At 34.1% G+C, this 25,352-nt stretch carries 25 protein-coding genes and 1 pseudogene; 4 read left to right on the forward strand and 22 right to left on the reverse strand.

The window, feature by feature from the left end:
* Nucleotides 1-4: 4 nt before the first annotated feature.
* Together LNQ81_RS16805 and LNQ81_RS16810 are read right to left on the reverse strand one after the other, a co-directional pair.
* Entirely contained in the window at nucleotides 5-721 is a 717-nt protein-coding gene (locus tag LNQ81_RS16805; protein ID WP_229948753.1) for a CPBP family intramembrane glutamic endopeptidase, read from the reverse strand.
* A 73-nt stretch (nucleotides 722-794) separates the two neighbouring features.
* Nucleotides 795-1,106, reverse strand: coding sequence for a winged helix-turn-helix transcriptional regulator (locus LNQ81_RS16810; protein ID WP_229948755.1), 312 nt, complete (start codon nucleotides 1,104-1,106; stop codon nucleotides 795-797).
* A gap of 100 nt (nucleotides 1,107-1,206) precedes the next feature.
* Between LNQ81_RS16810 and LNQ81_RS16815 the strand changes: the two genes are divergently transcribed.
* Nucleotides 1,207-1,968, forward strand: a complete 762-nt coding sequence (locus LNQ81_RS16815; protein ID WP_229948758.1) for an MBL fold metallo-hydrolase — start codon at nucleotides 1,207-1,209, stop codon at nucleotides 1,966-1,968.
* A 13-nt stretch (nucleotides 1,969-1,981) separates the two neighbouring features.
* Here LNQ81_RS16815 and LNQ81_RS16820 read toward each other — a convergent pair whose 3' ends face one another.
* From LNQ81_RS16820 to LNQ81_RS16850, 7 genes are all read right to left on the reverse strand, one after another.
* On the reverse strand, nucleotides 1,982-2,515 hold the full coding sequence (locus LNQ81_RS16820) for a hypothetical protein (protein WP_229948760.1): 534 nt from the start codon (nucleotides 2,513-2,515) through the stop codon (nucleotides 1,982-1,984).
* Nucleotides 2,516-2,681: 166 nt separating this feature from the next.
* On the reverse strand, nucleotides 2,682-5,519 hold the full coding sequence (locus tag LNQ81_RS16825) for a DUF6493 family protein (protein ID WP_229948762.1): 2,838 nt from the start codon (nucleotides 5,517-5,519) through the stop codon (nucleotides 2,682-2,684).
* 202 nt (nucleotides 5,520-5,721) lie between these two features.
* Nucleotides 5,722-6,432, reverse strand: coding sequence for a phosphodiester glycosidase family protein (locus tag LNQ81_RS16830; RefSeq protein ID WP_229948764.1), 711 nt, complete (start codon nucleotides 6,430-6,432; stop codon nucleotides 5,722-5,724).
* Between the two features lie 125 nt (nucleotides 6,433-6,557).
* The gene (locus LNQ81_RS16835) at nucleotides 6,558-7,496 is read right to left on the reverse strand and encodes a ParB/Srx family N-terminal domain-containing protein (RefSeq protein ID WP_229948766.1); all 939 of its coding nucleotides are present in this window, start codon (nucleotides 7,494-7,496) and stop codon (nucleotides 6,558-6,560) included.
* A 275-nt stretch (nucleotides 7,497-7,771) separates the two neighbouring features.
* Entirely contained in the window at nucleotides 7,772-8,251 is a 480-nt protein-coding gene (locus tag LNQ81_RS16840) for a GNAT family N-acetyltransferase (RefSeq protein ID WP_229948767.1), read from the reverse strand.
* Between the two features lie 19 nt (nucleotides 8,252-8,270).
* Nucleotides 8,271-9,698, reverse strand: a complete 1,428-nt coding sequence (gene mdtD, locus LNQ81_RS16845; RefSeq protein WP_229948768.1) for a multidrug transporter subunit MdtD — start codon at nucleotides 9,696-9,698, stop codon at nucleotides 8,271-8,273.
* Between the two features lie 645 nt (nucleotides 9,699-10,343).
* A complete protein-coding gene (locus tag LNQ81_RS16850) occupies nucleotides 10,344-11,015 on the reverse strand; it encodes a hypothetical protein (RefSeq protein WP_229948770.1) in 672 nt (223 codons plus the stop codon).
* Nucleotides 11,016-11,136: 121 nt separating this feature from the next.
* Here LNQ81_RS16850 and LNQ81_RS16855 point away from each other — a divergent pair, with 121 nt between their 5' ends.
* Nucleotides 11,137-11,592 (forward strand): hypothetical protein, encoded by a 456-nt coding sequence (locus tag LNQ81_RS16855; RefSeq protein WP_229948772.1) that lies wholly within the window; start codon nucleotides 11,137-11,139, stop codon nucleotides 11,590-11,592.
* A gap of 200 nt (nucleotides 11,593-11,792) precedes the next feature.
* Nucleotides 11,793-12,687 (forward strand): annotated as a pseudogene (locus LNQ81_RS16860) (IS1595 family transposase).
* A 503-nt stretch (nucleotides 12,688-13,190) separates the two neighbouring features.
* On the opposite strand, the gene LNQ81_RS16865 reads toward LNQ81_RS16860, so the two are convergent.
* Complete coding sequence (locus LNQ81_RS16865) at nucleotides 13,191-14,018, reverse strand: helix-turn-helix domain-containing protein (RefSeq protein WP_229948775.1); 828 nt, start codon at nucleotides 14,016-14,018, stop codon at nucleotides 13,191-13,193.
* Between the two features lie 607 nt (nucleotides 14,019-14,625).
* On the opposite strand from LNQ81_RS16865, the gene LNQ81_RS16870 reads away from it, so the two are divergent.
* A complete protein-coding gene (locus tag LNQ81_RS16870) occupies nucleotides 14,626-14,859 on the forward strand; it encodes a hypothetical protein (RefSeq protein WP_229948777.1) in 234 nt (77 codons plus the stop codon).
* A gap of 211 nt (nucleotides 14,860-15,070) precedes the next feature.
* On the opposite strand, the gene LNQ81_RS16875 is transcribed toward LNQ81_RS16870, so the two are convergent.
* The 12 genes from LNQ81_RS16875 to pyrR form a co-directional block, all read right to left on the reverse strand.
* A complete protein-coding gene (locus LNQ81_RS16875) occupies nucleotides 15,071-16,462 on the reverse strand; it encodes an outer membrane beta-barrel protein (RefSeq protein ID WP_229948779.1) in 1,392 nt (463 codons plus the stop codon).
* Complete coding sequence (locus LNQ81_RS16880) at nucleotides 16,459-17,040, reverse strand: RNA polymerase sigma factor (RefSeq protein ID WP_229948782.1); 582 nt, start codon at nucleotides 17,038-17,040, stop codon at nucleotides 16,459-16,461. The genes LNQ81_RS16875 and LNQ81_RS16880 overlap by 4 nt, the downstream gene beginning before the upstream one ends.
* 91 nt (nucleotides 17,041-17,131) lie before the next feature.
* Nucleotides 17,132-17,710 (reverse strand): DUF4840 domain-containing protein, encoded by a 579-nt coding sequence (locus LNQ81_RS16885; protein ID WP_229948783.1) that lies wholly within the window; start codon nucleotides 17,708-17,710, stop codon nucleotides 17,132-17,134.
* Nucleotides 17,711-18,136: 426 nt separating this feature from the next.
* Nucleotides 18,137-18,358: a hypothetical protein gene (locus LNQ81_RS16890; RefSeq protein WP_229948785.1), complete on the reverse strand. Its 222-nt coding sequence runs from the start codon at nucleotides 18,356-18,358 to the stop codon at nucleotides 18,137-18,139.
* A 2-nt stretch (nucleotides 18,359-18,360) separates the two neighbouring features.
* Complete coding sequence (locus LNQ81_RS16895; protein WP_229948787.1) at nucleotides 18,361-19,464, reverse strand: porin family protein; 1,104 nt, start codon at nucleotides 19,462-19,464, stop codon at nucleotides 18,361-18,363.
* Nucleotides 19,465-19,978: 514 nt separating this feature from the next.
* Nucleotides 19,979-20,536 (reverse strand): Smr/MutS family protein, encoded by a 558-nt coding sequence (locus tag LNQ81_RS16900; RefSeq protein ID WP_229948790.1) that lies wholly within the window; start codon nucleotides 20,534-20,536, stop codon nucleotides 19,979-19,981.
* The gene (locus LNQ81_RS16905) at nucleotides 20,529-20,780 is read right to left on the reverse strand and encodes a hypothetical protein (RefSeq protein ID WP_229948791.1); all 252 of its coding nucleotides are present in this window, start codon (nucleotides 20,778-20,780) and stop codon (nucleotides 20,529-20,531) included. Before LNQ81_RS16905 ends, LNQ81_RS16900 begins: the two co-directional genes overlap by 8 nt.
* A 6-nt stretch (nucleotides 20,781-20,786) precedes the next feature.
* Nucleotides 20,787-21,434 carry a pyridoxamine 5'-phosphate oxidase gene (gene pdxH / locus LNQ81_RS16910; RefSeq protein WP_229948793.1) on the reverse strand — a complete coding sequence of 216 codons (648 nt, stop codon included), beginning with the start codon at nucleotides 21,432-21,434 and terminating at the stop codon, nucleotides 20,787-20,789.
* Nucleotides 21,435-21,445: 11 nt separating this feature from the next.
* Complete coding sequence (locus LNQ81_RS16915) at nucleotides 21,446-22,354, reverse strand: ribonuclease Z (RefSeq protein ID WP_229948795.1); 909 nt, start codon at nucleotides 22,352-22,354, stop codon at nucleotides 21,446-21,448.
* Nucleotides 22,355-22,451: 97 nt separating this feature from the next.
* On the reverse strand, nucleotides 22,452-22,793 hold the full coding sequence (locus tag LNQ81_RS16920; RefSeq protein ID WP_229948797.1) for a ribonuclease Z: 342 nt from the start codon (nucleotides 22,791-22,793) through the stop codon (nucleotides 22,452-22,454).
* 1,004 nt (nucleotides 22,794-23,797) lie between these two features.
* The gene (locus LNQ81_RS16925) at nucleotides 23,798-24,724 is read right to left on the reverse strand and encodes an aspartate carbamoyltransferase catalytic subunit (protein ID WP_229948798.1); all 927 of its coding nucleotides are present in this window, start codon (nucleotides 24,722-24,724) and stop codon (nucleotides 23,798-23,800) included.
* Nucleotides 24,725-24,751: 27 nt separating this feature from the next.
* The gene (pyrR, locus tag LNQ81_RS16930) at nucleotides 24,752-25,300 is read right to left on the reverse strand and encodes a bifunctional pyr operon transcriptional regulator/uracil phosphoribosyltransferase PyrR (protein ID WP_229948800.1); all 549 of its coding nucleotides are present in this window, start codon (nucleotides 25,298-25,300) and stop codon (nucleotides 24,752-24,754) included.
* Nucleotides 25,301-25,352 lie beyond the last annotated feature (52 nt).

Raw genomic sequence — 25,352 nt, forward strand, 5'->3', positions numbered from 1 at the left:
TTAATTACCTCACCATCATCGTCAACGTCCCAAAAAAATTACTCCCATTATGTGCTAAAATAGGAAACAGCACACTTCTACTCTTGATAGCTATCCCTCCATAAACATACCCTGCAAAAACAGTCTGTATAAAGTAAACCATATCAAAAGACACTACATACTCTTTAGAAAGTGTAAAAGCATGAACAAAACCAAATAATACAGCTATAATCAAGTTACTAGGATTACCAAAATACCTTACCTTCATTCTCAAAGAAGATAACAATAACCCCATCAACACCCCTCTAAACATAATCTCTTCATCTATGCCAGGCATCGTAAGTTGAAAGACTAAAGTCTCTATATTCCACTCCCCTCCACTACCAGCAAACCACCAAGCTACTACAGCCAATAAGGTAATACCTACAGTCGCTAGCCAGATTCCTTTTTGACTACCAGGTGCTTGCCTCAACGTAAAGAAATTGTGTTCTTTAAAGTAAGAGCGAAAAGCAAAATAACAAACCACTCCCCATATAATCCCATAAACCTTCCCATTCCAATTCCAACTTCCATTAATAATACGAAAAGTCTCAGACACCTGTCCTAACATCAATGCACTACTATAAAGCACAAATACAATACAAAAGATCCCGATGCACATAAAATCTTTTTTGCTCCTATCTTTCATAAAAGGGAGCAATACCCCTACTTGCATTAGTGCTTCAAGTATAACTATGGTCATGGTCGTTAATTTAGTTCTTCTAAAATAACATATTCCTATAAAACAACAAAGCCTCAAATGATTGAGGCTTTTATTACTTAGATTTAACCCATTCTTCTATGTGTTGTATAAGAGGCAACATTGACTTCCCATTTTCTGTCAAACCATAAAACACTTCAGGAGGAAAAGTATTAATTTGTGTACGTTTAACCACACCAGACACTTCCATTTCTTTTAATTGTTCTAACAACACTTTCTTAGATACACGAGGCATATTACGCCACAATTCTGTAAAACGGATATCCCCATTAGCAAAGAATTGATACATTAATAAGGGCTTCCACTTACCAGATAATAACTTCAAAAACACATTAAGAGGGCAACTCTCAAACTCATCATAATTCATAGGTTACAAATTTGTGTACAATACACATAAAAGTTCATTTCTTTATTAGAATATAAGCCTAAAGTACTTTTGTACTAAGAAATTTAAATAATACAAAATTATGAAAGTACAACTAATTAGAAACGCAACAATAAATATTAATGTTAATAATAAAAATATCTTAGTAGATCCTATGCTGGGCTCTAAGGGGAGCTTAGGTCCATTTCCATGGACAGACGACACTAGAGCTAATCCATTAACTGAGCTACCTTTTACAGAGGCTGAACTTAATGCTTTAATACACAAAACTGATGCAGTACTATTAACCCATCTCCACCCTGACCATTGGGATCCTACCGCACAAACCTTATTACCAAAAAATATGCTTATTTTCTGTCAAAATGAAGATATTGAACCGATTAAAACGCTTGGATTCCATAATGTTATAGGTATAACAGACAGCACAATATTTGAAGGTATTCACATCCATCGAACAGTAGCTATACATGGTGAAGGTGAAATTGGTCATCTAATGGGAAATGCCAGTGGTTTTATTCTTATTCATAATCAAGAGATAGTCTATCTAATGGGAGACACTATTTGGTGCAAAGAAGTGAAGCAAGCCATTGACCACTATCAACCTACAGGAGTTATCATTAATGGAGGTTCCGCCAAATTCGGCATAGGAGAACACGTTACTATGAATAGTACTGATATCAAAACTCTGCTAGATTACTACCCTATTAAACAAGTTGCTATTGTGCATTTAGAAGCAATTAGTCCTCTTCAGGAAAATAGAAATATGCTAAAAGCTTACTTTGAAGAACACATTTTATCTTCCCGAGTTATCATCCCTAATGATGCGGATATATTCACAGTATAAAACAACAAAAGCCTCAATCACTTGAGGCTTTTGTTGTGTATTTCTTCATTAATTCATTTACAGTCTCTTCTATAGAATATTCAAAATACTCACCTTGCTTATTCTTATTACGCATAAAGAGTTTATAGGAATAATTAGGACAGTTTAGCTTCAGAAAAGCGTCATAATACTCATCTAAGTACCACTTAAACTGCTGTTCAAAAGTAAGTACTTCTGTATTCTCAGGAATGTCAAAAACCTTAAGTATAGTCACTATCTCAGTTATCTCTTCTCTACTAATAACTTTTACGACTAAAGGACCAGGTAATGCTATTCTAAAAGCAAACACTTCAGCCACTTCTCCTTCCCAATACTCCCATAAGTCATACACAGACATATCTTTCCCAGTCAGTTGATGTAACTCATCCTCTACTCTTTTGTATTCTATAAAGTCTTCATCACCATACTCGTCACAGAAGTAAGTATATCCTAATACAGCTTTTAACACTATTGGATAACGCTCTTCTGCTACCTTCATTTGAGGAGCTATTTCACTTCTTAGACTCATATTAGTTGTTTTAATTCTATATCGTGTTTTACACTATGCAGTCATTTGCCGACAGAGCGTGATACAATTTATCAGATAACACAATCCACGTACCCTCTGCCAAAGGCACTAATTCCTAATTAAAAGAAATGTAGCGTAACACAGCGAAACGACATAGGGCATATTCTTACTTAGCTCCTAGTGCCATTGCTACTTTCTTGGTTGTACTCACCTTGCTCCACTCACTTAATAAAGCAATTACCTTTGCATTAGTCACCTTAGCATTATTTGTATGAAGTACCTCTACATACTGTTCTAACAGCGTCTTTAATCCTTTGATAGGACTAGCTTCTAATTGTTCTAATATACTCTCTATTAGCAATTGTAATGCTTGGTTATGCTGTACGCTTACATTCATCATAAACCCCTGTATAGAATCTGTTAGACGCTTAATCGTTACATATTCCTTCGCCTCCACCTTACCTATTATATGTCCAAGTTGCTGTTGGTCTAATCGAGATACTTCTTTAATCCAATACTCTGCTACGAAAGAACGTGTTACCTTGTCATCACAAATCAATGCTAACCCTAAGAATAAGTAATACTTATCTGAGAATAGCACATTATTCATTTGCAACAAATAAGTAACAATCCTTTGTAATAATTTCTTCTCAGCCACTTCGAATGTCGAGCTACCACCATAGTGTAAGCATTGCTCCACAACAGCTATCAGTACAGCGTCTATCTGTCTTGGGTTAAGCGCTAGCAAATCAGCACTTAGTTTCGTATCCGTAATCTGATACATTATCAAGTCCATTAAATTTGCAGATCCCATACGATTACCTACCGTTGTCTTAGGCATTCCCTTATTGACACGGCTAAAGATTAAAGACGTATTGATATCATAAGGTATCTTCTCAAACTTCAGTTTCTTATGTGTAAACGCCTTATCTACTTGCTGTTTTGTTTTTTGGTCCCAATCCTTGTAAGTATGTCTCTCCTCGATCACTTCCCAGTTCCCTAACCAACCAGCACAATACGCTTGTTGTTCTTTTGTATAGTGCTCATTGGTCAAGCTGTCTAAAGGTTGGTGTGGATATTTAAGAGCTGCCACTAATCTCCATACATCGTAGTAATCTGCTGACTCTTCTTTCACCTCTCCCTTACCTAGATAAAACTCTAATATCGCTAGCAACTCTCCTTTTAGTTGGTTCTTCGCTAGAGCTAATCCTGCTGCTTCTGTCTCCTTATCTATACGAGCTAAGGCGATCTGCAAATCTAATACATCTACTAACTCTCCTTGCTCTTGATAAGCCAATAATCGCTTGACTAGCGCTGTAGCATCAATATAGAAAGGTTCGTGTGTAGGCAAACTCAAGATTGGAAGTATGCGTTTTTCTTTGACCAATTTTAAGCTGTAGTAATAGATCGTTAGATAAGGACGCATAGCTCCATAGTGATAACTAAGTCTATTACTAGGCTCTAGTTTCATTTCAGCCAATGTGACCATACTATTAACATAAGTCTCTTTATCTGCGTACTTCTTATATAATTTCTCTAATTCTGTGGTGTTTATAGAGGTGTCTACCATTAATATACGTGCCCACTCTAATAACCAAAAAGCCAAGGCAGTCTGTACAGTAGTAGTTGACCACAAGTCCTTAAATGTTTTGAATACTTTATCAAAGGTAGGTAGTAATTGATCGATATGCTCTGTTGTTAACTCTCCTTGCAATCTAATGATAGCGTCTATCGTTTGCTCAAAAGCATAATGACTCTCTAAGGTCTTCCAAGCTGAACAGTGAAAGATCAAATCTTCTATCGTCTCAATAGTTTGGATAGGTACCAACTGTACCTCTGTTTCTTCAATAGTATCTATTAAAGACATCGTCTCTTGAGCAGTCATATACCCGCTAAACAAAGTCTTCGTCTCGCTCATCATCATTTCTTGATAAACCTCTAACTGTAGAGACAAATCCTCATTAGGTTGAACGTATTTTACGATTTGCTTTGCTACTTTAGTCTGAATCGCTTGATCCTGTATATGCAAAGCACCTACTAAAGCCACCGCACTTGCATCCTTATACGTAGGATGTGACTTCTCAAATACAGCCACGATACGCATCACTTTATTAATCGTCGTCTTGATACTACTGCTCACTAATATAGGCATATGCGCCACAAAGGTCTCAATCTGAAACTCCTTGTCCTTCGCTATGTGATATAATAAATCTAAGGCGGTATTCACCACTTTAGAGATAGGACTATTCAGCAATTGGAGTATATCCTCTTGCATCCCTATTAAATCTTTATCTGATAGATCTATCTTCGTCAATAAGTTCACATACCATCCGCATAGAGCTTGGTTAGTGAACGTCATCGAAGCATTAATAGCTTCTTTGGCTACACGGTATTTATCAAGTTTATTTTCTTTAATCAATTCACTGATAACCTCATCCCATTTGTGATAATTAATACTTACTTCATACTGGAACAAGTACCAAAATTGTGTTTCTAGCAAAGCAGGATATTTCTCAAATACATCCGCATTATCACAAGATACTAATATAAAAGCCCAAGTGCTTTCTGACAATGGCGTCTTAAACCCTCCTTTAGTATACAGATCATATACATACTCTATTTCGCGAAAAGGAGTTCTTATCCAACCTTCGTTAGCAGTATCATTGACATACTCTCCTAACCAATCTGGTACATACCATTCTAATACTTGCTTAAACTCACCTTCACTCACAATCCATATTCCCTTAAAATCTTTATAGCCACACGATGCTAATATTGCTAAACTAACAGCTGATCTCTGATCTCTATCTCCTCTATACCCATACGAATTACTATTGCCTTCTTCTTGAATATACTCTTGATAGTACTTCCCTAACTTAGATATCTTCTTCGCGTCTTTAAATCGCTCTTCTGTTGGTGTATTTTTAAGTAGTGTGATTATTTCAGTAGTATTTCCAGCTTCTACTAACTGTTCTATTTGGGTATAAAATATATTTTTACTCATGATGGTGCTTGTGTAGTATTCTCGTTTGTTTTAAGACCGAAATATACGCTTTTTAAGGTGGATTATGAATAGCTAGATTAAGGGAATTAAAAGACAAACAAGTATTGGTAAGTGCAAATAGAACGTGATGTAGTTCGTCAGATATCACACAAAGTATATAAACCTAATGCCGAAGGCAACATTCCTAATTTAAAACTCCTAATTAATACGAAGCGCCTATTATCACTCCAAAGTCTCCATCAGTCTGCTCCCATCCCTTAGAAGGTAAATAAGCTCTTGATACAAATCCGTCTAAATACAGTGCATTCGTACAGCCTAATTCTTTAAATAACTTAGCGAAGTCGTAGAAGTTGACTTTCTCCTTAGACATAGCGAAGATTACCTCCCCGTTCTCTTTCACGCCAACACCATTGCGGATATTGAGGTTCGTAGAGCCTTGTGTGAACACTGTATTAATCTCACCATTTAATAGCAATATAGGTCCTGATTGAGTAGCGTATTGTATAGTTGTATTATGACTATATACTGACGTTGATACTACTTTCGCTTGATTATCTTTAGTAAGGTAAAACACACCATTAGGTTGCAAATAGAAGTTGCCATTACCTCCTTTTAAAGTATCTAAAGATTGAAGTAATTGATGATTTTCGATATATAGCCCCTTCGGTGAATTATCAGGTTCGAACATCCCACCATTCATAGCAAAGACAAGCATCTCTCCTTTATCAGTTAACATCGTTTTAAGGTTCGCTAAACTGTGTATCCCTTCTCCTTGTTCATTCTTCCAATACATCTTGATATTTTCCTTAGCAGGATCACATTGATAGATGACATACTTCTGCTCCAATTGATTCCCTTGACAAGAGAACAACAGTAGAATAGTAAACAATATACTTATTCGAAACAACCTCATTTATTTGTTTTTTTTGTGATGCTGTGATGCTGTGATGTTGTGATGTTGTAAAGATATTGGTTTATAAAAGACAATTTACTTGAACGAAAAAACAAAAGATCAAAATCACAAAAAAACTTCAATGATTACAGTTCATTCTTTAACTGCTTAATATACTTCTCTCTTTCAGGATAATCAATACATTCTAAATAATCTGTTACCTCTGTTAGCCATTCTTCATTAGACTTAATCTTGACTTTAGCAATTGTCTTCTGTTGAAAGTAAGGTCTATCGTCAAAAGCGTGAGCCAAGTGCTGATTCATTGACTCTGCTGTTTGTAGACTTACGGGTTTTCCCTCTGATTTAGCTAAAAAGTGTAATATTCCTCGCTGATAATCAGGGTTTATAATTGCTTCTTTATACTCTCCAGAATAAGCTAATACTACTGGAATTTCTTTCTTTTCTAAGATAGCAGCTCTTAATCTATAGTTACCATCTATAATCCAGTATCCTCCAAGAGAGGGGATGTACCATGCAAATATAGGAGGTAGTGTTCCTTCTATCGCTTTCTTACGCCACCACTTTAGACGTCCTGAGTATTCATCTACTTGACGTGAGTATAGCAACTCTCTGTCCCATGAGGCATAAGTAAACGCGTCAAAGTCATCCTCTGCCGCTACAGTAGTTCCATAATTAGGAGGTGAGGCAAAGTCTTTATATCCTTCAAAAAGCCATATAGAGTCATAAAAGAAGTGCTGATCTGACTCTACCATCTCCTCTGCAAAGTAGCGAGACCAAGACTTCAGACTCTCTTCACTAGACAGTCCTTTGCGCTTCTCTACTTCTTGGGAATTTATATTCTTAATTAGCCTGCTCTCCTCTTCAAAGGTTCTTACTAATCCTATATCACAGAAATCTCTACTTATCAATCCCCACATCACAGGTTTATCTTCACAGACCAACTTCATCTTCCAATTCGAACCACTCAATAATTGCATTGTAGGAGGTGTTAACCCTTCTACAGTTAGTTCTAGTGCTTTCCATTGCTGACGTTCATCTGTGATATCTTTCCAATAGTATTTCATAGGGTGTATTTTATTGAGGTGATAAAGGTAAGGTGTTTTTTATTGAAATGGGTGCGAAGTCTCCCGACATCGCACAGCAGAAGAGATGGAGTATGTTTCACTACGTTAATATGAGTACGAAGTCAGGAGACTTCGCACAGCATACAAGACATGATAAACATTGTGTGACACGCAAAATATTGCGTCTCTACCTTATATAGATAGCGCATATACTATGTATTGATAATATGGATATTTATATCTACACAGTTATGTCAATAAAACAACATTCTTAATTAATAATTGATTTCAAACCTTCTCTTTCCTTCTACAGTGTAATCTAATACTTCTACGAAGCCGATATTCGCCATCATCTTTAAAGACTTTTCGTTTGCACTACGAGCAATACCTACTATAGTAGTGACTTCTGATTCGTGTGCTTTAACGTATTTTATCAGTCCTTCTGTTCCCTCTTGTCCATAGCCGTATTTCCAAAAGTCCCTACCGATAGAAAAGCCTATCTCTACTGCAGTTGGCGATTCGAAGAAGTACATCGCTGTACCGATTAATACCTCTGTATCTTTCTGTACAACAGCTAGTCTTACCTTGACTCTATCTTCCCATTCACGCTGTGCTTGTAAGACCATTTGCTCTGCATCATCAAGAGTTTCGAGAGGTTTACTTGCTCTGTGTTTCATTGCTTCCTTATCTGAGTAGATATGAAGTAATTGTTCTTTATCTTCTAAAACTAAAGGTCTGAAGTATAGTCTTTCCATTGTATATTATTATGGTGGATTATATTTTTTCTGCCTTATATTCTCTTTTTTCTACAAGACTTGCTCCTGCTTCAGCACTAAGTCTCACAAACACTCTACTTGATAGTATCGTGATAATCCCCATTACTAAGAACGTATATCTAAACACGTCTATTCCCTGATCATTCATCCCCACACTACTGTTCTGGAACATCATTAAGATCATAGCCGAAATAGATATACCAAGGCTTATCGCTAACTGTTGAGTTACTGATAGCAAAGTATTTCCTTCACTTGAAGTATCACTATCTAGATCTGCTAGAGCTATAGTATTCATAGAAGTAAACTGTATCGCGTTAAATGCCCCATTAAAGATCATTAACATCACCAATACCCACATCGGTGTACTCTTAGTAATAAAGAAGAAACAACTGATAATAATCCCTGTCAATATCGTATTGACAATTAAAGTATTGCGATAACCAAACTTGCGTACAATAGGAATAACGAAGTTTCTAAATACTAGATTTGCACCTGCTTGTGGAATCATCATTAACCCTGCAAAAAAGGCAGAGTACCCAAAGCCAACTTGTAGTAATAGAGGCACCATTAGTGGCATTCCACCTACTCCGAAGCGCGTGATAAGATTACCTATTAGTCCTATTCGAAGTGTTTTAATCTTTAAAAGACTCAGTCTGATTAAGGCTTTACTTGTTTTATTAGCATATCGTATATACCCTAATGTACAGATAACAGCTAATACCGCTAACAGAATTAGAGTAACAGCAGTGAACTCTGGTGAGTTCCATCGTTCTATAATAAGCGTGATAGTCGTCAATCCTCCACTTATAAGTATCCATCCTTTAAGGTCAAACTTACCCACTGTGTTCTTAAAGTTAGGTACTAACTTTCTTGTCCATAGAATAGCGATAATTCCTACAGGTAAATTGATTAGGAATATCCAATGCCACGAGAACTTCTCTACTAAGAATCCTCCTGCTGTAGGTCCTAACATTGGACCTATTAGAGCTGGTATCGTAATGAAGTTAATAATACCTAACAACTGATCTTTTGGATAAGCATAGATCAAGATAAGACGAGCTACAGGTACTAGCATAGATCCACCTATAGCTTGAAATATACGCGCTAAGACTAGCTGATCTAAGGTGTTAGCCATTGAGCAAAATAAAGAGCCTAGAGTAAACGTAGTAATCGCTACCATCAACATATTACGTGTACCGAATCGGTCTGCTAACCATCCACTAAGTGGGATAAGCAATGCGACGGTTAGAGTATAAGACACAATAACACTCTGCATCTCTAAAGGTGACTCACCTAAACTCTTCGCTATAGAGGGTAATCCTGTGTTGAGGATAGTTCCATCTAATGCCTGCATAAATATGGCTAACGCAGCAAGCCAAGGCAAATACTTTTTTACCTTTGGGTCTTCAACGATCCCTATTTCCATAATATTGTAATACTAAGATTAGTTAATTCATCATCGCTGTTGTAGTAGAGTTAACTTTATATAGACTACGAGGTAAAATGAATAAAATACAATGCTCTTATACACTATATAAAGCTGCTATCGCGATGATAAACAAATATAAATAATCCAATCTATTCCCTCAGTTGTCCTATGACAAGTTCGGTCTAAAGAAATTACAAAAAGACCTCAGCTCTAACAACAAAATCATAGCATTACATCAATTAATATACCGAATGAATAGATAGCCTGCTGTTTATACAACATTCTTTTATTCCCGTTGTTTAAATAATTTAGTAAAACTTTAAGGATTGATGCGCTTATCATAGATGAACAGTAAAATACTGCCAGCATATAACACAGGAAATCTTATAAGTACTATGCCTCTACCCTGCATAACATCCTTAATAAAGGTTATGTAGAGATGAAATATCTTTTGTCTAACACTGTATCTCATCCTCATTATGTGCCAATCTAATATTAACGACATTTCTCCGTCCTTACACTATATTGATAATACTAGCCGTATTCCTGAGGTATACTTGCTCAAACAGCGTTATTCAGCAACAACACCTCACGAATACCTCTTGAATTCCCAACAGGTCAACAGATCTAATATGACCGTCATTAATCTATCATTCGATAAGGATACCAGTCAAAAGAAGTCTCATGAAGTGCAAAGAAATGTGTTGGTAAGACTAACCCTATCGCTTCTAACCCTTTTTGTAAAGCGGTACTATCTTCTAAGTCTTTTATTTCGGCACCGATCATCTGCTTATATTCCCCTATCAGCTCATCAAAGTAATACACCTTCATCTCTCCGTCAAATACTATAGCTATTTCTTCTTCTATATCCCCTCCCCACATCTCACACTTATAGTATACGAAGGGCTGTTTTATCTCTTCATTTAACTGCTGTAAAAAAGCGAGTAACTTACATTGTTCTAACGTAAGATTCAAAGACAATACCATTGGGGCAATCTCAATATTCTCTAAGAAATGCCATTTGTTGGTTTTGTATTCGGCATAATCTGTATAGAACGCATTGTCCTTATCATCATAAGCTGTTCTACTCATAGAAGGGTTTATAACGAATAGACCATCTACAGGTAAGCTGTGTTTAATATGCTTTCGCTCGTGATTCTCATTCTCAAAGAAAACATCTTTAGTCCACTGACTTCTAATTCCTCTAAAATCATCAACTTGAAATAATCCTTGTTGAAGGTTGTCTATTCCTTTTAAATATTCTATTAGCTTTGGACTAACTAATGTATAAACCTGTTCTGCGTTCCAGCTCATTGCTATATTCTTTTTTGCTAAGATATAATTATCCCATAAGTCTACATCTTCTTTGCTTATAATTGTCTTGCGTATACTTAGCTTTATTTGTAACTTGCTATGACACAAACCAACACTTACTATGATACAATCTCAGTATAGCTCTAGAATAATTGGCTTATTGCTATTTATGCTTGTGATAGCGTTAATACTATTTACAGTATTCTATTTTGTAGCTGACAATTCTCAAGCAAGTCACACGCTTTTTAAAACAAACTATAGCTTTGTAGGAGGAGTTACGCTAGGCATTGTTCTATTTATTTTTAGTTTCTCTTTGACAATGACTATGGTTAAAGATGTTAGTATCTCTGATAAGGAAATTATCGTCAGAAATCTAATAGGTGCTAAGAAGACCTTCTATAAACCTAATACAGTTTGTGCCCTAGCTTATACTAAAAGAGCATTCTTCGGAGCGACACAGTATATCGTTATCCAAGAAGACAATAAGACAACCAAGATATTTGAGTTTACTTATAAGAATTTTGAAGAATTAAGAGAACAGTTAATTATCGATGTTCAAGGAAATAGAAGAGCTTAGTAATTTTACTATTATCTTAATGTGAACATACAGTACTCTAACAATAAACCACATATACTTAGAATGAGTAAAACACGTATACTTTGTCTTTTTTTACTTATTCCAATGGTAATAATGTATCCTCAAAAGACTAAAAAGAGAAAAGTATTTATTGAGTTATTAAATTAACTTCCGTACATTAGTATCTTAAAATCAACAGTATGGAAATTTTTAAGGGTCAAAACATTCTTAACTTAGTAAAAGAACTACCAGATGACGAATCTTGTAAAGCTTATCTAAGTAAAATAAAGTGGTCAAACGGTTTTACTTGTGTAAAATGTGGACACAAAAAAGGTTGCTTAAAATCTAATCATTCATACTATTGCTATAACTGTGAGCATGTTGAAAGCTCAACAGCTAATACCTTATTTCACAAAGTCAAATTTGGTTTACATAAAGCATTTATGATTGTGTTTGAAATGACAACTTCTACCAAAAGCATATCTAGTATTCAAATGGGTAAACGCTATGGTATAAGCCAGCCAACAGCGTGGGGCTTTATGCATAAAGTTCGTTTAGCTATGCAAAGTAGCGAGCAATCTCCTATGACTGAGACAGTCCATGTTGATGAGTTTGTTGTAGGGGGATACGAACAAGGAAAACCAGGAAGAAGTTACGACACCAAAAAAGCTAAAGCAGTGATAGCTGTAGAGTTAAATACTGAAAGAAAAGTAAAAAGAGCCTATGTTAAGTGTATTGACGATTACTCTGCTAAGTCATTAACTACTATATTCGAACAACACATTTCAGAAGATGCTAATGTAGTTACAGATAAATGGAGGGGATACAATCCCTTGAAAAAAAAAGTATAACATCACTCAAAAAGAAAGTGATAAAGGTGCTAATTTTAAAGAATTACACGTGATAATTCACCAACTTAAATCCTGGATTAGGACTGTACCTTCACATATCAATAAGAAATACATCCAAGCTTACTTTAATGAGTTCGTATATAGATTAAATAGATCCTTATTTAAGGAAACTATTTTTCATAACACAATTGTAAAGATGGTTAAAGCGAAACCAACTACTTTAAATATGATTAGCGGAAACTAAACAGATAACTCAAAAGTATTTATTCCACCACCCCCTGAAATAAAAGAATCTTATTGTAGTATTCCTAGAGCTGACATTTCTATACCCCTATCAATAAATGATTCTCTTAAGAATACTAACTATATTTTTCTACAGGGAGAAACAAATAAAAGAGCTGAATATCTTGGAGGAATACCTGCCTTTAAAAAAGAGTTTATCTCAAAGTTTCAAATACCAACTGAACTAAAAGAAACAACTAATAAAATACTATTAATCGTTAAAATCACAATAGAAAAAGATGGACTAATAGGTGATATCGAAGTATTGAGGCATCCTAGTTTAACAACAGTCACAGAATCTATTAGGGTTATAAAAGATATGGAAGCATGGCAACCTGCACTTATAGACAATAAAGCTGTAAGAAGCTATTACACAATTCCTATTCAGATAAAGTATTAATAAAGAAAAGAGAGCTTAGTACAGATGCACTAAGCTCTCTTTTTTCTTTTATAAAATATAGTCCATTACTTGTTTCTATAAGCCAATGGAGATAATTCCAAGTGAAGCTTAAAGAATCTATTGAAATAAGATATGTTATCAAAACCTAGTTCATAAGCACATTCTTTAACAGTCATCTGACTGTGTCTCAATAGATACTGAGCTTCTAATAACAATCTCTCATGTATTAATTGCAAAGCTGTCATACCTGTCTCTTCCTTAATCACCTCAGTCAAATGTTTCGGTGTTATTCCCATCAAATCAGCATATTGCCCAACAGTTTTAAAAGTTTTAAACTTATCTTCTAGATGTTGTTTAAACGTATAAGTCAACTGATATTGTCTATTCATTCCCTTGTGAAAACCTAGTAGACAGTACTCACAAGCTCTGTTATAGTCATATAGTATCTCTATCAACTTTAAACGTATAATATTAAGATGATAAGGTCTCTTTGTATCTAACTCCCAAGCTAGGTTATTAAAATTCTGTAAGACTTGCTTAAAGGAGTCTTCTAACCTATACATAGGTGGGTAATCTGTATTTAAGAATAGCAACTCATCCACAATCATTTCTTTGACATAATTGCGATATAAAAAACACTTTTTAAAGAATATCTGTAATACTCTAAAGTCCTCTGAAGCCTCACCTCCTACATACAATACTTCTGGTGAGATAATTGACATCGCTCCCTCTGTAATGGTAAACTTATGATATCCTACCTTTAAGTCTATCTGCCCCTTAGTACATAAAATAAGTGTATAATAATCCTGTTTCTGCGGTATGGTAACAATCAGATTATCCTTTCTCGTATAAAAGTCTATTTCTTTACTTTCCTCTAATCCTACTAGCTTCATCTTCCATTCTATTTTATCGTACTACAAAATAAAACTAATTAACAATAGGAGTCCTTAATAATACCTTAAATTACGAGTTTTGTGCTATATCTTCCGACTAATTGTACTCTTCTATAGATACTCTATTACTTATTTTTTAGTTAAATAAACCATTGCTTTTGCTACTTTATCCATATCTAAACTTAAAGTAGGTGTGCTAAAGATATCAGGTAATGTATATGTTTCTCCATTATTTTAAAACAAACATTCTATCTCTCTTCTCATTCCATTTACCTACTAAGATGTAACTTTTACTAGTATTATCATATATAGAAATATCATACTATACCTTCCCTTTTTTTAAACACTACTTTCTGTGCTGTAGCAAATGTACTTACACCTAATAATAAATAAACTAAAAAATTATTCGTAGTAATTATGTCAACACATGTTTACAAAACAAACTGAATATAAAACAGATACATTTTTATAGATGTTCCAAAAGAAAAACTTACTCTGAAAGCCTTACTAGTTAAATAATCTATATTTATGTATACTATCCACTTTATAATCAGTATATTTATAAACAACAGACTAGTACAATTTAATCTATAACGCCACATTGCCTATGAAACCTATAAGAACTGAAGAAGACTACCACATGGCTTTAGTGAGATTACAACTCCTAAAAGATGCTAAGCCTAATACTCCTGAAGCAGATGAATACGAAGTTATAAATATTCTACTAGAACATTATGAAAGAGAAAATGCTCCTATGGGAATGCCAGACCCTATAGATAGTATAAAGATATTTACAGAGTACTTTACGGATAAAAACGATGACGATACTAAAGACAAATAAAAAACAAAAGGCACTTCTCTTAAATCAGAAGTGCCTTTTTTAGCAGTAACAAAAAAGAAACATCTCCCTAAGGAAGGAGATGTCTCATTAACTATATTGATCCCTAGATGTGTTATCTCTAACCTATCTCGGTATACTCAAGAATAATAACAGCTATTACTTGAGCACATATAGCCTAACATTAAAACCTACTTAACCTCTTTTTTTACTTTTAATCGCTAGATAATTCTATTTGTTTTAGATCCTCATCCACTGTCTTACTACTGCTTTTTGACTTCTTATGAGGGATAGAATAACGCAATCCCATTTGAACATTAAAGTTAAATGGCTTCTCCTTATAAATATTACTAATTGAACTCCCATCATCAAAATGATATCTCATTTCAGGCTCTAAGAACACACCTATTCCTTTTCCTAGCTTATATTCTACACCTACGCTTGCATTTACTGATAACTGTATTCCCTTAGCATGTATATTTTCTTTAGTACCATCTTCTATTTTATCATTCACCTTATACTTCGCCTTAAAGGTACCATATACAGATTTTTCAACACTAGCACCACCATTTACATAAGCATAAAAATCACCTTTTTTCCATACATTATAGTTAACCTGAATAGGTACTCCTATATAATGCAATGTTTGTTCTCCCATTACCTTATAATCAACACTTCCCGAATTAAGAGTTGAAGATAACTTGGTATAAATCAACCCAGTGTTTACTCCCCATTTCTCTCCTAATTGATAATATACTGATAAACCAAATCGAATTGGTCGTTTATGGTCTATTTTAGTATTTACTTCTCTTTCTAAATTTCCTTTATAAATCTCTAACAATGCTTTATTTGAAGTATTTGCTGTTGGATTATACGAATTCATATTAATCGAACCATTCATAGATGCATATCCATTCTGCAACTGAGATGAATTAGAGGATAAATTACCTGATAAAAGTCCTAATGAAAAGCCTCTTTTATTATACGTTTTCCCTGCAAAGCTTTTTCCTTTGAGCGTGCTATAACTAATATTTTTATCTATTACTATATCTTCCTCAATGGAAATTAATGCTATTTCCTCTACTTTTTCTTTATCAATCAACAATGTTATAGCCTCTTCATTTCTTACTCTTTTAGGATTAACTATGTCTAGCTCCAAAAGAGGGGGGGTAATAAGATCAGTATTTGAAACAACACTGTCACTTATATGATCACTCTTTAGTTTTACTATTTCTTTAGTTTTAAAAACTATAGTCTTTTTGGGTAAAGAATCTGTTATTGCCTCAGGTTCTATTACATTAACAATATTACTTTCTTTTATCTCTATATAAGGTACTATCTCTTGTGTATTAAAATAAAGCCACACTCCTCCTGTTATCAGCAAAACAAATGAAGCAACAATACCCGCAGTCTTCTTAAACCACACATATTTAGAGACCTTCTCTTCTTTACCATAAAATAATACATTATCTGACCATAGTGGTATGACTTTTCCCTTTTCTTCATTGAAAAGCTTTTTTTCTAAATCACTCCATAGCCCTTCTGGTTCGACTTCTGTATGACCTTTCATCTTTTGCTTAAGATCATCTATCCATTTATCCTTCATAAGGCATTTGCTCTAAATTGATTATATGTTTGTATTTGTTGCATTAGCATTTTTTTTGCTCTGTGTAATTGAGAAGCAGAAGAACTCTCTGCAATCCCCAAAAGTTGAGCTATCTCCTTATGACTTTTTTCCTCAAATACATAAAGGTTAAAAACCATGCGATAACCATCAGGTAAAGATCGTATTAACTCAAGAATGATTGATTCTGGTATCTCATCTAAACAAGGCTCTTCTTCTTCTAAAATAGGCAAGTCATCTGAACTAACAGGGTAATCTATTTTAGAATTATCTCTCAAAAACTTTAAAGACTCGTTAATAAGTAAGCGTGTTATCCAAGCTTTTAATGAACCAGAACCTCTATAACTAAAAGAATCTATCGAATGAAACATCTTAATAAAACTATTCTGCAGAATATCATAGACATCATCTTGATTTTTAACATATCTCATACACACATAGGTTAGATGCCCTGAATAGAATTCGTAAAATTCCTTCCAAGCAGACTGTTCTTTTAGTCTAAGTCTCTCTATGAGTTTTTGTTCTTCGATATCTCTATTTTTTTTATGCTTAATAAACATAGTAAAAGAAGTAATTCCTCTTTTTAAAAAGAAAACAGATCACTATACCTAGATAGCAATCTGCTTCTCTTAGTTTGTTTTAGTTTTATTTTTATTTTTTAATCGATAAAGGGAAACTGTATTTTATCACCTCATAAGGATTTAAATCAACTCCATCTACTGTAATTTTATCTACAATAATCTCAAACTTTAATGAGTTCACTCTATTCGACGTATAAACTCCTTTGTGTTCTGTTTTAAAAGTAGCCACTATTTTTTTCTCTCCTCCTTCTACAGGAACCACTACTTCCAATACTTCTGGCTCAAACGCAAGCTCTACAGCTGTACTTGACTCATTTAGATTAGAAGTAAAGTTTAAATCATACTCTACCTTACCCAATGCTTCAATTGCTGCTTTTGCAGCCTCTTTATCTTCAATTACTGAACCAATAATCTCATTAACAGGTAGCTCATCAAATGAAATAATGCTATCCCCTACCACAAAAGCTATATTCCCTTCATTCTTAGCCTCACCTTGAGAGGTTACAACTTTTCCTGAGTAATCACCATTAACATCTTCTAATTTTACTGGCATATCGAAGTAAACTTCATTGTCATCACTACTACAAGAAGTTAACCCTATCAAACTGAACATCATTAAAAATGCATTTATTCCAACTATTTTTTTCATCTTATTAGACTTTTAAAATTTTTATTAAATTATATCTTTTGGTGAGCGCTCATTTATATAAATCCACTTTTTGCAAAACCTTGCATACAATTCTAAAAAAAACAATCTATTTAGTCTAATAAACATCCCTCAACAAAGATAAAACACTAAATAACAAACACATACCATCTAACAAAACACTAACTTTTTTAATCTTTTTTTATACATTTTATTTTAACCCAGGTTCTACATTAGCCAAATACTACTATTTCATAGCTCTTTCATTAGTTCCTCAACCTTACTATAGTATGTTTTTATCTCTAATTTAGATATATCTTGTATAATTACTTTTCGTTTATCTGTCTATCACTTATTCTGGGTTTAATAAATAAAAAAGACCTATTACTCACATAAGTAATAGGTCTTTTTTATTCTGTTTATTATGATTTACAAGGTTTCCAATAGTCCTTTAACCAAGGTATACCCTTCTATATATAAAGTATTTTCATCCTTATCAACAGCAATAACTTGTAATCGGATATTCTTACCCTGTTGTATTAAAGAAGATACTTTTCGAGAAAGTGTCTGATCTTCTTCTACAGATAAACCTGTAAACAACTCCATTATTTTTTGATCCTCATCAATTAGTAACTCATTATACTTTATCATACTTATAATTTAAACAGTGGTACCATCCATCTCACCCCTAGCGCTATCTGATGCTCATTCCTATCCGACTTCACTACAGTGTAGTTCTTATAATCATAGTTTAGATAATTATACGCTGCGAACAAACGCAAGTTTTTAAAAGCAGCCTCATTAAACGGATTATACTCTACTGCTGTAGAAATTCCCTTTAAAGCATAAGATACCCCATTATCTAAGTCGTTTCTATAGTTATACATCACCTTTACGTAAGGAGTTATCTTATTAAACTTATATTTAATAGAGGCGGTAGTCACATTATCTTTTACATAAGCTACTCCTTTATTCATACTATTCAAGTCTGTAAATGCTGCATCAGATACATTTCTAAAACCATACATCCAGTCAAACTCTGCCATAAAGTTATTAAATGTCAACCTATTTCCTATGGTTACCCAACTGTAATATTTCTTAGCATCATGTTGAAACAAGGCATATCCATATCGCGTTTTTAAATGCTTCTTAAACAACTCTCCTTCCCATAAGAACAATCCACCATAAGCCTTATTCTTATATGCTTCAGCACTAAACTGCTCCCCTTGAGAAACCATTTGAAGTTTAAATGATTGTCCTTTTACCTTATAAGCGACACTAGCTCCAGGACTGAACAATTCTATAGAACCAATGATATTGGTGAACATGTATAAATCTGCACTGTTATAAGACAACTCTGTAGATCCCCATGCTGTAAACTGTTTTCCCATTCCAACAGTCCAGTGTTCGTCAATATTATACTCTAAGAAAGCAAACTCTAAAGCATTAGAAGCTACTGATTCATTTAGGCGATAACGCAAAGAGTAAGTCAACTTATTATTATAATTTCCTTTTAAGTAAACCCTAGATTGCACTAGTCTAAACTTGCTATCACTAGTACCTGTTCCGCTGGTCTTAGTCAAGTTCTCATACTTGCTATCAAGGAATACCTCAATATTATTTATTTTTTCTTTTGGTGTTACTGCTGGTGTAGGTGCCAATATCCCTAGCAAGGTCGTTTCTTCTTTTTTATCGTCTTGTGCCATTGTACTTAGAGTTCCTAAAACAAGGGCACATAACACATACATAATCTTCATAATTCGGTAGATTTTAAAAAGTCAATATAACATTTTTTAAAACACAATTAACAAAATTTTACCAAAATTATACAAATAGAACATAGTTACAAATAGAAGTAAAAACACTTAAATATTAAAAATAAAACTATAAAACGAATCATATAATGTCAAAAAACACAGAATAGTGATAATTCATTTTTAAAAACATTCGCAAAACAACACATCTTCCCGCTCCAATCTACTTAAAACCTAATAAAAACCACCTTATTAATATGCTAGCACACAATTTATCTTAAATATCGTTATGTTTTTAATAAAACTAATTGTACATTTATAATGTTGTGTATTAGTATGAATTTAATGAAGAATCACTTTTTATGCCTAGGTAGGTGTATTAAGTGATTTTTTTTTCTATAGCACTATAAAAAAACGACAATACAGCCTAGCCATATTGTCGTTGTATATTATAATCGTTACAGTTCACATTACCTCTTAATAATTGCTCAAAGTTGAATCCTGTTCCCTAATTAATTTACTTCACATTCTGTTTAAAGTAGATCTGAGTCGCCCCTACACCATACTTCTGATAATTAGCATCCTCAGCTACAATCTCAGGATAACGACTAAATAAATACTCTAACTCTGCTTTTAAGATACCCTCTCCTACTCCATGTATAAATACAATACGGGGAATGCGGTTGCGTATCGCGAACTCTACTTGTCCTCTAGCAGTGTCTAACTGTAACGTCAACATATCGTGCTTATCCATTCGTTTAAAGTCATTGGTAAGTTTCTCTATATGCAAGTCTACTTCTAAAATAAACTCATCCTTGCGAGAGCGTTTATCTTTTGTAAACGAACGTTTTATAGGATCAACCTTATCTTGTAGTGCTTCACTAACAGAACTACGTGTACTTGCTGATCGCATATCTACTTCATCTTCTTTCATTATTTTTAATAGCTCTTTAGGTTTGTATGTTAACAGAAAACCGTCTTTCGTTTCTACAGTAACCTCTTCCCCTATGATATTGATGACTACTCCTTCTTCGTCCTCATCTAATACTTGTACGTAATCTCCTTTGCTAAGCATCTTTATCTTCTTTTTCTTGATTAATTAAATCTCTTTTTATACCTGCGTCAAACTCGCGTTCTGCTGGTCCACGGTTATGTGTGTTGCTTGGTGTCTTTTGCATCAACCTCGCCATTGCAAAAAAGAACAAGGCTACACCTACTACTTGCACCCATATTTTTGGTTGATCCTTAGAACTCTCCATTAAGGCCCATCCCATAAAAAACAAGGTCACTAATATAAATACTATTTTAGCTATTTTCATATCATCTTAAGGTGCTAATCGCTCTATTTTCCAGTCAATTCCATCCTCAGTCAGTGTATATCTAATACGATCATGAAGGCGGTTAGCACGTCCTTGCCAAAACTCTATAGAAATTGGTTTAACTACAAAACCTCCCCAGTTATCAGGGCGTTTTACAGTATCTTCTGTCACTTCTTTCTCTAACTTATTAATCGCTTGTTCTAACACTTTGTGATTGGGAATTACTTCACTCTGATTAGATACCATAGCTCCTAATCGACTTCCTAAAGGACGACTATCAAAATAATTATCAGATTGAGCAGCACTAGCCTTACTAGCGATACCCTTTATGATTACCTGACGCTCGGCTGAAGGCCAAAAGAAAGATAAACACAAATGTGGATTGGCTATAATTGCTTTTCCCTTCTCTGAGTCATAGTTAGTATAAAATACAAATCCCTCTTCATCATAAGACTTTAACAACACTACTCTAGCCTTCGGAAAACCATCCAGACCTATCGTTGATACCGTCATCGCATTCACTTCATCTACTCCACCAAAATCCTCTATCTCATAAAACCATTTCTTGAATTGCATCATTGGGTTTTCGTCTACACTGTTCTCCAATAATACACTCTTTTCGTACGATTTTCTGTAATCACTTAAATCACTCATATCTATATCTATTATAAGTCAAACACTTTACCATCGTCTCCATTCAGTATTTTACCACTAAATACAGTCTCTGCTTCTTTCTTAAACAAGGTAATATCATTATATCTAGTAGAATAATGTCCTAACACTAAAGTCTTCGCATTAGCAAGTTTAGCGATTGCCGCAGCTTGTTTAGCTGTACAGTGCTTCGTTCTCTCTGTATAATGCTCTTCACTGTCTAGGAAAGTACTCTCATGATATAACACATCTACATCTTTAATGATAGGTACTATTGCCTCTGAATAGTAAGTATCTGAGCAAAATGCGTAACTCTCTGTTGGCTCTGGATTATAGGTGATATCTTTATTTTCCACTACAGTACCATCCTCTAATGTAATATTACCACCGCTTTTAATCTTCTGATAATAACATCTATCTATACCCAAGTCCTCTATAGCTCCAATGCGCAACTTGCGGTCTCCTGGTTTGGTTTCAAATTTATATCCATTAGTATATACACGGTGATCTAATGGGATAGTTCTCACGATCACTTTATCATCCTCAAAGACTACTCTACTCTCTTTACTCGTCTGCTCGTGGAAAAACAACTTATATCCTGAATATGCATTACCTAATTTTAACTGTAATAAAGTTACTTCCTTAATCCCTTTTGGACCATATATATGCAAATCAGATTGACGATTAAGTAGCATATATGTTGAGATCAATCCAATTAAACCAAAGAAGTGATCTCCGTGTAAATGAGAGATAAATATATGATTAATACGTTGAAACTTTAGTTTATGACGTCTTAATTGTACTTGTGTTCCTTCACCTGCATCAATAAGAAACATATGACCTCCTATTTCTAAAACTTGAGAAGTTGGGTTTGTTATCGTTCGTGGTGTTGCGGCATAACAGCCTAATATAGTAAGTTTCAATATTGTATTATTTTTTAAGCATGTAATTTACAAAAAACGACATACCAAGTCAAAAATAAAAGGCTTAAATTACTTTAAGCCTTTTGTTTATATTATCTTAAAATCCTAAATCTCTTTGGATCTCATCCATTTCTATTAAATCATGTGCTTCCTGCAAGGTAGGAGCAATAATTAAATCCCCATCAAACTCATTAAAATCAATTGATTCTATAACGATAATAAAAGATTTATTTGCTTCTTCTATATGCTGTATTGCTAGAGATTCAAAGTACTCTAAATCCTCTTCTAACACTGCGTACTTAACCTTAGTTAAATCTATTATTAAATTAGATTGTACAAGGCTAAGCTCATACTGCTCTTCTAGTTTTTTAAGAAACGTTACTATATCTCCCTCGTCACTCGTTATAATAAGTGAATGTCCTTTTTCTTTTACTTTCATTATATACGCCTTAATTTGATTAAGCGAATATAAAACGAATATGAATATAATCATAGACTAGATCAAAAATATTACGGAATTACCTATCCATTATCTATGTCACCCTGACGATAGGAAGAGTCTCACACGTAACTCTACAAACATGTAGAATGAGATTCTTCGCAAGCTCAGAAAGACATAACAACTAGATTTTTATTACCTGAAAGACGGGGTGGTTAATCCAGAGGATGTGTACCATCATAACGTGATATCCGTTATCGAACATGTAATACATCCCTACGATTGTGTGCCGACATTGTGTATCGACAGGACGTAATATGGATTGCGTGTCGAATGGACGTGATATAGATTACATACCGACATTACATAATATACATCCCCACAAAACACCCGCATATTACTATCAAAGTCACTCTAATTTTTTTAAAAATAGTGTTTTTTACTCTTCTCAAAATGAACCATAAAAACTTATAAAAAAATGGTTCTCAATTACCCAACCACGCCATAAACCCAATGACACAAAGGAATAAACAAGTTTTATTCGAGATTTGTTCGGGACTCCTTCGGAAGAGGTTCGGAAAAAAGGGGTTTTTCCGAACAAGCCCCGAACAAACACCAAACTAAACTGCATAATAGCCCGAAAATACTGAGATACAAGCCAGTATCAATCCAAATAAAAACTAAATTCGAAACGCAAAATGAGATTATTTTAACCTTTAAAAATGGTACTTTTCAAAGCCTTCAAGGAAAGTAAATTTACTTATTTTTTACATACTTTTTAAGATCAAAAAGTACTCAGATAGGTTTCTGATTTAAAGCAAAATATAATACAAAGATATGAAAATAATTAAGAGGTATAAATTAAGAATCAGTGTTTTATGGCATAAAGTGATATAGACCGCGATTACATTTAAAAAAGAAACAAAAAAACCAGTATACAGCGTCATACTAACGCTGTATACTGGTTTTTTCTTATAAAATAAGTCAACCCTTAGTTGACTATACTATTTAATTTTTGAAGCTAATAGATAAGTAACAGCCATACGCACTGCTACTCCATTTTCTACCTGGTCTAAGATCACTGACTGTTGTGAATCAGCTACATCAGAAGTAATCTCTACTCCTCTATTAATAGGCCCTGGGTGCATGACTACAATTTCTTTATCTAGTGAATCTAAGATCTCTTTAGTCAACCCGAACTGTTGAGAATACTCTCTCGTATTAGGAAAATAACTAAAGTCTAAACGCTCATTCTGAACGCGAAGCATATTCGCTACATCACACCATTCTAGAGCTTTTCTTAGATTAGACTCTACCTTCACTCCTAAACTCTCGATATACTTAGGGATTAACGTCTTAGGTCCGCATACTCTAACCTCAGCACCTTGCATCTGTAAAGCAAAGATATTAGATAATGCTACACGTGAATGTAGAATATCTCCTACGATAACTACTTTCTTACCTGCTACATCTCCAAGTTTCTCACGGATAGAATAACTATCTAATAACGCCTGTGTTGGGTGCTCATGTGCTCCATCTCCTGCATTAATAATACTAGCACTTACATTCTTAGATAAGAAGTGAGCAGCTCCTGCATCACTATGACGCATTACTACCATATCTACCTTCATCGCTAAGATATTATTAACAGTATCAATTAATGTTTCTCCCTTCTTCACTGAAGACTGAGCTGCTGAAAAGCTTATTACATCAGCAGACAAACGCTTTTGTGCTAATTCAAAAGACAACTTAGTACGTGTACTGTTTTCAAAGAAGATATTAGCTATAGTAATATCTCTAAGAGAAGGAACTTTCTTAATCGGACGATTAATTACTTCTTTAAAGTGATCAGCTGTTTCGAATATTAAATCAATATCATTCTTGTTGATATACTTAATTCCCAAAAGGTGATTTACGCTTAATTCTTTCATTGTACTTCTATGAGTAGATTTAGGTAGTTAGTTTTTTTTTGTTTCTTCTAGATAAACAGCGTCTTCTTGTTCATGCTCAGACCAGTGTACACGAATAGTCTCTTCATCAAAAGCATCTACTTGTCTACCTCTATAATCAGGTTGGATCGGTAGATGACGACTAAATCGACGATCTATCAATACTAAAAGTTCTATTTCTGCTGGACGACCGAATGACTGTATAGCTGTGAGTGCGGCACGTATACTTCGTCCTGTATAAAGCACATCATCTACAAATACGACTTTCTTATCTTCGACTAGAAAGTCTATCTGTGTTTTGTTTGCTTCTAAAGTTTTTTGATTTCTTCTAAAATCATCGCGAAAGAATGTAATATCTAAGAAGCCTAGAGGTATCTCTGATATTCCATATTCAGCCTTAAGTATGTTTTGAATTCTTTCTGCTAGAAATTTACCACGTGGTTGTATACCAATAAGAAGAGTATTAGAAAAATCAAGATGTTTCTCTACTAATTGACAAGCCAAACGGTGTAGAATGATATCAATCTCTTTTGAAGTAAGTAATACTTTTGGATTCATATATAAAAGAGTTGTGTTTGGGGGGTAAATTTACAATTAAATATCTTTTTTA

This window comes from Myroides oncorhynchi (assembly GCF_020905415.1).
Lineage (GTDB): Bacteria > Bacteroidota > Bacteroidia > Flavobacteriales > Flavobacteriaceae > Flavobacterium > Flavobacterium oncorhynchi_A.

Coding starts and splice junctions, on each gene's coding strand:
- LNQ81_RS16880 (WP_229948782.1), bottom strand. CDS start 17,040: ATGTTTATTAAGCATAAAAAAAATAGAGATATCGAAGAACAAAAACTC.
- LNQ81_RS16805 (WP_229948753.1), bottom strand. CDS start 721: ATGACCATAGTTATACTTGAAGCACTAATGCAAGTAGGGGTATTGCTC.
- LNQ81_RS16830 (WP_229948764.1), bottom strand. CDS start 6,432: ATGAGGTTGTTTCGAATAAGTATATTGTTTACTATTCTACTGTTGTTC.
- LNQ81_RS16835 (WP_229948766.1), bottom strand. CDS start 7,496: ATGAAATACTATTGGAAAGATATCACAGATGAACGTCAGCAATGGAAA.
- LNQ81_RS16905 (WP_229948791.1), bottom strand. CDS start 20,780: ATGAAAATAGCTAAAATAGTATTTATATTAGTGACCTTGTTTTTTATG.
- LNQ81_RS16850 (WP_229948770.1), bottom strand. CDS start 11,015: ATGAGCTGGAACGCAGAACAGGTTTATACATTAGTTAGTCCAAAGCTA.
- pyrR (WP_229948800.1), bottom strand. CDS start 25,300: ATGAATCCAAAAGTATTACTTACTTCAAAAGAGATTGATATCATTCTA.
- pdxH (WP_229948793.1), bottom strand. CDS start 21,434: ATGAGTGATTTAAGTGATTACAGAAAATCGTACGAAAAGAGTGTATTA.
- LNQ81_RS16810 (WP_229948755.1), bottom strand. CDS start 1,106: ATGAATTATGATGAGTTTGAGAGTTGCCCTCTTAATGTGTTTTTGAAG.
- LNQ81_RS16840 (WP_229948767.1), bottom strand. CDS start 8,251: ATGGAAAGACTATACTTCAGACCTTTAGTTTTAGAAGATAAAGAACAA.
- mdtD (WP_229948768.1), bottom strand. CDS start 9,698: ATGGAAATAGGGATCGTTGAAGACCCAAAGGTAAAAAAGTATTTGCCT.
- LNQ81_RS16885 (WP_229948783.1), bottom strand. CDS start 17,710: ATGAAAAAAATAGTTGGAATAAATGCATTTTTAATGATGTTCAGTTTG.
- LNQ81_RS16825 (WP_229948762.1), bottom strand. CDS start 5,519: ATGAGTAAAAATATATTTTATACCCAAATAGAACAGTTAGTAGAAGCT.
- LNQ81_RS16900 (WP_229948790.1), bottom strand. CDS start 20,536: ATGCTTAGCAAAGGAGATTACGTACAAGTATTAGATGAGGACGAAGAA.
- LNQ81_RS16870 (WP_229948777.1), top strand. CDS start 14,626: ATGAAACCTATAAGAACTGAAGAAGACTACCACATGGCTTTAGTGAGA.
- LNQ81_RS16895 (WP_229948787.1), bottom strand. CDS start 19,464: ATGAAGATTATGTATGTGTTATGTGCCCTTGTTTTAGGAACTCTAAGT.
- LNQ81_RS16875 (WP_229948779.1), bottom strand. CDS start 16,462: ATGAAGGATAAATGGATAGATGATCTTAAGCAAAAGATGAAAGGTCAT.
- LNQ81_RS16865 (WP_229948775.1), bottom strand. CDS start 14,018: ATGAAGCTAGTAGGATTAGAGGAAAGTAAAGAAATAGACTTTTATACG.
- LNQ81_RS16920 (WP_229948797.1), bottom strand. CDS start 22,793: ATGAAAGTAAAAGAAAAAGGACATTCACTTATTATAACGAGTGACGAG.
- LNQ81_RS16855 (WP_229948772.1), top strand. CDS start 11,137: ATGATACAATCTCAGTATAGCTCTAGAATAATTGGCTTATTGCTATTT.
- LNQ81_RS16890 (WP_229948785.1), bottom strand. CDS start 18,358: ATGATAAAGTATAATGAGTTACTAATTGATGAGGATCAAAAAATAATG.
- LNQ81_RS16820 (WP_229948760.1), bottom strand. CDS start 2,515: ATGAGTCTAAGAAGTGAAATAGCTCCTCAAATGAAGGTAGCAGAAGAG.
- LNQ81_RS16815 (WP_229948758.1), top strand. CDS start 1,207: ATGAAAGTACAACTAATTAGAAACGCAACAATAAATATTAATGTTAAT.
- LNQ81_RS16925 (WP_229948798.1), bottom strand. CDS start 24,724: ATGAAAGAATTAAGCGTAAATCACCTTTTGGGAATTAAGTATATCAAC.